Below are 7,268 nucleotides of genomic sequence, written 5' to 3'. Positions count from 1 at the left end.
TATGCAAAAACCACGCAAAAATAGTAGTAGAAGATTTGAACACATCTGGGATGTTGTCGAATCACAAGTTGGCTCAAGTCATCGCTGACTGCGGGTTCTATGAGTTCAGGAGGCAGTTGGAATACAAGGCGTTTAAGTTTGGCTGTGCAATAATCATAGCTAGCCGTTGGTTTCCTTCAAGCAAGACCTGTTCTAACTGTGGACATATTCAGGATATGCCCCTAAAAGAAAGAACCTACGACTGTGGAAGTTGTGGTCACTCGATGGACAGAGACTTGAACGCCGCAATGAATTTATCACGTTTGGCTACAGCGTGAAAGCTTACCGAGGGATAGCCGCTCCCATGCTCCCGTTGAAGTAAGAAGCAAATGTCTAGACTTGTCTAGGATTTGTTTAGCAGTGTCACAGCCAGTTACCGATCAGGATAAAGGAGGCCCATTTAGCGGGGTGTATATTCTTGTTTCGATCGATCAGCGCTTTCTGTGCTTCCTTTAGTGCTTCTGCTTTGCTCATTTGCGATCGCAAATTCTCGTAAAACTTAGCGACTAATTCTTGTGTAAAAGCATCGTCAACGTACCAAAGAGAAGCCAAAGCACTTCTGACGCCTGCTTGCACCGTAATGCCAGCCATACCTAGGGTAGCACGGTCATCTCCTATACCCGTTTGACAAGCCGTGAGCGCGAGCAACTCCACAGGCTCTGTACCTTTACTAAAGCGACGAATATCACTCTCTAGCTGAGTAATTGTCATCTTCTCATTATTACCAGTCACTAAAAAGCTATCTTCTGGAATAGTGCCAAATTGACCGTGAGTGGCAATGTGAATAATCGGGTAAACCGTTTGTTTAAGTTCTTGCTCTAAACTCTCAGGAGTAAATTGTTCGTCCAAGAGTTTCTTGCTACCTGGAAATAGATTGACAACTCGCTCGACTTCATTAGTAACATTTGCCAAAGGCTTAAATTCTTCACCATCAACAGTAGCGGCTTCTGTTAACCCCAAAGCTAAAGTCCGCAGACTTTGAAAGTTTACGGATTTAGGCGAGGTCAAACGCAAACCCGGAGTCGTAGCAATGGCGTATTTCTGAACTAGAAATTCCTCACCATCGTGGAGTGCAGCCATCGGTACGCTGCGTAATAGCCCATCTTGGATGAAAACGAGCGTTTTGATTTTTGTTGGGTCTAAATCGGAGGCGAAAGGGCGAATCAGCGAGTTATATAGATTTTGTGCGGGTGTTAAAAAAGCGTCAGTAGGATCGTAAAATTTCTGAATTTCTATACGGAATTTTTTGATTTCTTCTATAAGTTTTTTACTATCGTTTATCCAGATTAGCCGTTTAAATCTTCTTTCAGTATTTGGCTTTACCTTCGGGTCAGAGTTGGGTAAACTCACCACAATTGCCGTTCGATCGTCCAAAATTATAGAACTAAAGACAGCAGTGTCTTCTCTTTCTAAGTCATCAACTCGTTCTGGCTCAAAAACGGTAAAGACACACTCATTGCCGAAGTAATTTTGCAATTCTGCTAGTTTCAAAGAATCAATCGCGTTGAGTGCAGAATCGAGTTCCTTTTGGTACTCTTGACTTGCAACGGGTAGCGCTTGGGCACGCTCTAGCTTTAACTGAGCAAACTCACGGTAGAGAGGAGTAATCGTATCCCGAAAGCTAAATTGCAAGTCTCGCTGGGTAATTAACAAATTGTCTCGAATACCTCCCTCACCTTCTAATGTTGCGATCGCGCGTTCGTAAGCAGCAATTGCCTCAGATTCTTTCCCCTGCGCCTTAAATATTCGTCCCGCCTGCCACTCCCACAAATAAAGACTATCTTTAGCAAGTAAGTTTTGGTCTGCTGCCAATCTTGCCTGTTTGGTAAAATCTAAGACTTTATTGTAGTCTTTGCGGCATTCGTAGAGATGACCGAGTTTACCTAAAGCAAATGATTCGGAACGATAATCTTTAATGCTTCGAGCAATAGAAACAGCTTTTTGCAGGAGTTCCTCAACTTGTGAATCGTTGACTTTTCGCGGCAGACATTGAGCTTGAAATGAAGTATAATTAATAGAATCAACAGGTTGTTCTAGTTCTGCTAAATCAATTGCTGCATAGACTTTATTGGGAGAATCGGGGAGGCTATTAAGTAGAGTAAGAGCTTCTTGCAACGCTTGCTCTGCTTTATTAGTGCGATCGGGTAACTTAAAATATTTGGGGCGGTAATAAAGTTGAATCAAATTGAGAAGCGATCGCATTTGACTCGATGGGTCATTTTGAGTCCGGGTTAGTTCGAGACTGCGCTCGAAATAACCTAAAGCTTTTGTGTAATCGGCAGTAGCTGATTTAATGAATTCATCAGCCTTATTTTCGGCAGTTCTGAACTTAGCAGAATCAGCACGCTGCTCGCTCAGTTGAGCTTTACTAAAGTAAGCATTACCGAGACTATTAAGCACTGAGGCGCGATAAACTGGGAGGTTAATCTCCCCCACAATCTTTAAGCTAGCCTCTAGAGTTTCAATGGCTCGATCGTACTTTCCCAGTCGGCGATACGCTTCTCCCAAACTTCCCAAAGCCGCCGCTTCTCCCTGGCGATCGCTAAATTTTGGGGCAATTTGCAAAGCACTTCCTTCACTTTTAAGGCAAATTTCATCAGCCTTAGAAGCACCGCATAAAAGTGCGATTGCTTCTCTATTTTGCCCCAAACGGCTGTAGGTTTGAGCAAGTTCTGTGAGTAACCGCCCCACCTTCATTATATTTCCTAATTGGCGATAGTTGGCGATCGCACCTTTCCAATAATCGATCGCCTCGCCGAATTGACCGATTTGTTGATAAGCTATGGCTAGTTTTTCTCGAACGATCGCCTCGTTAGCGCGATCGTTAGTGCTTTTATAGGCGGTTAAGGCGGTTTGCCAAAGTGCGATCGCGCCTGGCGCGTCTCCTGTTTTATATCGTTCGATCCCTTGTTGTACGAGCTGGCTGGGATTGGCAGACTGTGCAGTTGCTACTTCTGGCCATCTTAGTTGTAAAGGATTAAAAGAAACATGACTCAGCCAGAGGCAAATGGTGAGACTGGTTAGGAATAAAATTACCAGAAAGTGGCGGACACGGAATTGGCGGTGTCGGCTTGTCATAGTAGTTAAAATATGGTAGGTTATTTTGAAGATTTTAGACGAAACTTTACTCACCTCTTGCAGCATTCTCGATTTTGCTACCTAACCTGCCTGAACTTTAAACTCCGCTCTAGCTTTTGTTTGCAATTAACTACATTATTTATTATTGTCGATCGAGCTACCATTTCTTCCTCGCATGATTATAATGCTCACAAGGAAACTCCAGCGATCGATGTCTCAACCTGTTTTGGAAATTAACCTATGATTGCTAAAAACTGGTTCGATCGGTGTTGGCATTGGAAGATTGGGGGTTTTATTGCCATATTTGGGACACTCTGTGCGATGGGGGGCGATCGCGTTAATGCTCAAATCGTGCCTGACAATACGCTAGGTGCTGAAAGTTCTGTCGTTACACCCGATGTCAATATACGGGGTATTCCTAGTGACCGGATAGATGGTGGAGCAACTCGCGGTGCTAATCTATTTCACAGTTTCAGTGATTTTAATGTGGGGGAAAGTAGGGGGGCTTATTTTGCCAATCCTGCTGGAATTGAGAACATCTTAACTCGCGTCACGGGCAGCAATGCCTCTAATATTTTGGGCAGGTTGGGGGTTTTGGGTGGGGCGAATTTGTTTTTGCTCAATCCTAATGGGATTGTGTTTGGTCGGAATGCGAGTTTGGATATTCAAGGGTCATTTCTGGCGACGACAGCAGGGCGGATACAGTTAGGTAATACTGGCTATTTCAGTGCAGCAGAACCGCAAACAAGTAGTTTACTTTCTGTCAGTCCGGGAGCGCTGTTTTTTAATGTCATTGCCGATCGACCGACGGCGATTATTAATCAAGGGAATTTATCAACTGGGAAACATCTTACCCTGTCGGCTGGCAATCTGGACTTGCAGGGACAGTTAATAGCTGGGGGAGATTTGACATTACAGGCGCAGGATACCGTGAAAGTGCGCGATACTGTGGTGGCTCCATTTCTGGCTCGATCGGGGGGAAATCTCACAATTATTGGCAATAGCGGCATCGATATCTTAGCGTTGAATCACCCGACACAAACGCCATTTGTGAGTGGTGGGAATTTGAGTTTAATCAGTGATGGTGTGATTTCTCTTGATGCTCGCTTTAGTAGTGGTGGCAGTTTTTCGCTGGGGAGTGTATCGGGGGGATTGGCAAATTTTGTCAGCTTATATGACCCGATTATTAGCAGTAATGGCGATGTGGATGTAGCGGCTAACTATACAGGGGCATCGTTGTTAGTCGAAAGTAAGGGGAATATTCGCTTTGGGGGTGATATCAACATCACAGCGCCGGATACGAGTGGGTTGCCAGCAGGGCGAGATACAGCAACACTCAGTACGAATTCGGCTTTAATTATGCGATCGGGGCAGAGTGCTTTAGCATATGGGGATGTCAATGCTGGGGCAGTACCTAATGCTAGCAATGGGCTTGTACCTGCGGGAATTACGCTGGAGGGAAATGTGACCTTACAGCCGTTTAATGGGGCTGGGGGAATAGTTAGCCTGTTGGCGGCATCGGGGAATGTGAGTACGCAAGGGATGACCACCAATGGGGGCGCGATTAATGTTAACAGTGCTGGGTCAATTACCACTAATGGGCAAACCCTGAGTACCAAGAATGGCGACGATTATGATGCGTACTTCAATTCCTACGATCGTAATTCTAATAGCTATACGTACACGGGTTCTGGACTACCCGCTCTTGGTGGGGGGGCAATTAGCCTATTGGCCACCAACGGCAACATCACCACTGGCAATTTAGACTCTTATTCGTACTCGGTTTTAAGTACACCTAGTCAGGGGGGCGACATTCGTCTGGAAACCTCCTTTGGCAGCATTTCCACTGGCGGTTTGCGCTCTTACTCGCGGTCTGAATCAGGCAATGCAGCTCAGAATGCAGCTCGGGGGGGCGCGATTGGCTTAACTGCTGCCAATGACATCCATATCAATGGCTTTTTGCGCTCTTACTCGTACTCTAAATATGGCAATGCAGCTCAAGGGGGCGCGATTGACTTAACTGCTGGCAATGACATCTTTATCAATGGCGATTTGCGCTCTTTCTCGTTATCTGACTCAGGCAATGCGGGTCAGGGGGGCGCGATTGACTTAACTGCTGGCAATGACATCCTTATCACTGGCTCTTTGTACTCTTTATCGTCATCTGACTCAGGCACAGCAGGTGAGGGGGGTGCGATTGGCTTAACTGCTGGCAATGACATCCATATCACTGGCGCTTTGTTCTCTTACTCGATCTCTTTTGATGGCAATGCGGGTCCGGGGGGCGCGATTAGCTTAACTGCTGCCCGTGACATCCAGATCGCTGGCGATTTCGACTCTTTTATCGTTGGCGATTTGGACTCTTACTCGTACTCTAAATCAGGCAATGCGGGTCAGGGGGGCGCGATTGGCTTAACTGCTGGCAATGACATCTTTATCAATGGCGATTTGTACTCTTTCTCGTACTCTAAATCAGGCACAGCAGGTGAGGGAGGCGCGATTTCCCTCATCGCTAGAAGTGGGGATATTGTAGGAATTCCCATTAAATACAAGCCTAAAGGCACAGAAGTTCGCTCCCCATTCCTGGGCTCCTTTTCTCTATCCCAGCAAGGAACAGCAGGAAATGGCGGGAACGTTGTCCTAGAAGTGAAAAACAACGCGAGCAATCTAGAAATCTTTACTCTATCTTCTTCCTCAACATCTGGAACAGTTCGGGTAAGAGGTATGGAAGATTTATGGCTAACGGATACTAACATTCTGACGAGCAAGCAGGTGACTGTACGAAATCCACCGGGACTCAGTGAATTCCTCCCCTTGAATGTTGGGGGAACAGGTCGATCGGGCAATGTTGATGTCAGCAGCTCGGGAAATATCACATTCAATAACAGTTCCATTCAAAGCGATACCAAAGGCAACGATCGGGCTGGAAATGTAACAATAAGCAGCCCGGGTCTAGTCACATTCAATAATAGTTTTATTAGGAGCAACACTAGCAGCGCAGGTGCGGCAGGCAGTATCGGTATCGAAGCCGATCGAGGAATTGTGCTCGTCGGTTCTAACAGTCAACTATCTGCCGGAACCACTAACCAAGGCAAAGCTGGAGATATTACCCTAACCACCCCCCAATTAACCCTGCAAGATAGAGCCAACATCGCCACCACCACAGCAAGTTCTAGCGCTGCCGGAAATATTACCCTGCAATCTCATCCCAACGGGGAAAATCTCAATATTAACCTGGCACCGTCCACTTCTATTTCTGCTTCCACCTTTAGCCAAGGAACGGGTGGGAATATAGAAATTAAGGCTCCCGGTACGATCGCGATTCAGGGACAAAGCATCATTACCACAGACACCACAGGTGCAGGAAATGCTGGCAAAATTGAAGTGACCGGTAGAAATTTAGACATCCAACAAACCGAACTTTCCACCTCAACCACAGGCAGTGGGAATGCGGGAGACATTACGCTAGACACCTCCACCTTAACCGTTGCCAGGGGAGCCCGAGTTTTTGCCAGAACGAATGGGAGTGGCAATAGCGGCACAATTGCAGCCAATGCCTCGACTGCCATGAACTTGGGCATTGGTGTGGAAGATTTTTCCCCGGTTCTCTCTGTCGAAACCAGCAGCGCTGGGCAACCTGGAAGCATTATTGTCAATACCCCCAGCTTAACCCTCTCCAACACCGCCCGCATCAGTGCCACCGCCACCAATACCGCCACCAATCCATTGGGGGGTGGTAGTATCACCTTAAATGCCTCGAATATGAATTTAGCCGGAGTTGTGGGCGTGTTTGCCGAAACTCAAGGACAAACCCCCGCCGGGACTTTAACCCTACAACCATATCAGAATCAATCCACCCTCAACCTCACCTTAGCGCCCCAATCTTTAGTATCTGCGTCTACGAATGGTAGTGGCAAAGGCGGAAACCTGATCGTACAAGCACCAGAAGCCATAAACATTCGCGGTTCAGGGACACTTGCGGTTCAAACTACGGGCACAGGTGCTGCGGGAGACTTGAGAATTGATACACAACGACTCACCATTGCTGACGGCGCGACTATATCAGCATCCACCTCCTCAAAAAATCCAGAAGGTAGAGCTAGTACCTAGCTAGCGAATAAATAGACAAAATGGTACACTTGTTGACAAAT

Annotated in this window: 3 protein-coding genes; 2 read left to right on the top strand and 1 reads right to left on the bottom strand. The window is 46.5% G+C overall.

Annotated elements, in window-relative coordinates:
• Window positions 1-317 (top strand): RNA-guided endonuclease InsQ/TnpB family protein (locus QT974_RS28250; protein ID WP_333471708.1); only part of this gene is annotated, 317 nt, incomplete at its 5' end.
• Window positions 318-402: 85 nt separating this feature from the next.
• Here QT974_RS28250 and QT974_RS28245 read toward each other — a convergent pair.
• Window positions 403-3,117 (bottom strand): CHAT domain-containing protein, encoded by a 2,715-nt coding sequence (locus QT974_RS28245; protein ID WP_333471707.1) that lies wholly within the window; start codon window positions 3,115-3,117, stop codon window positions 403-405.
• Between the two features lie 240 nt (window positions 3,118-3,357).
• Here QT974_RS28245 and QT974_RS28240 point away from each other — a divergent pair, with 240 nt between their 5' ends.
• Window positions 3,358-7,227: a two-partner secretion domain-containing protein gene (locus QT974_RS28240; RefSeq protein ID WP_333471706.1), complete on the top strand. Its 3,870-nt coding sequence runs from the start codon at window positions 3,358-3,360 to the stop codon at window positions 7,225-7,227.
• Window positions 7,228-7,268: the final 41 nt, after the last annotated feature.

Origin of the sequence: Microcoleus sp. BM001215392 (genome assembly GCF_036700185.1) — a bacterium.
Taxonomy (GTDB): Bacteria; Cyanobacteriota; Cyanobacteriia; order Cyanobacteriales; family Microcoleaceae; genus Microcoleus.
This window is presented reverse-complemented; position numbering and strand designations above follow the sequence as displayed.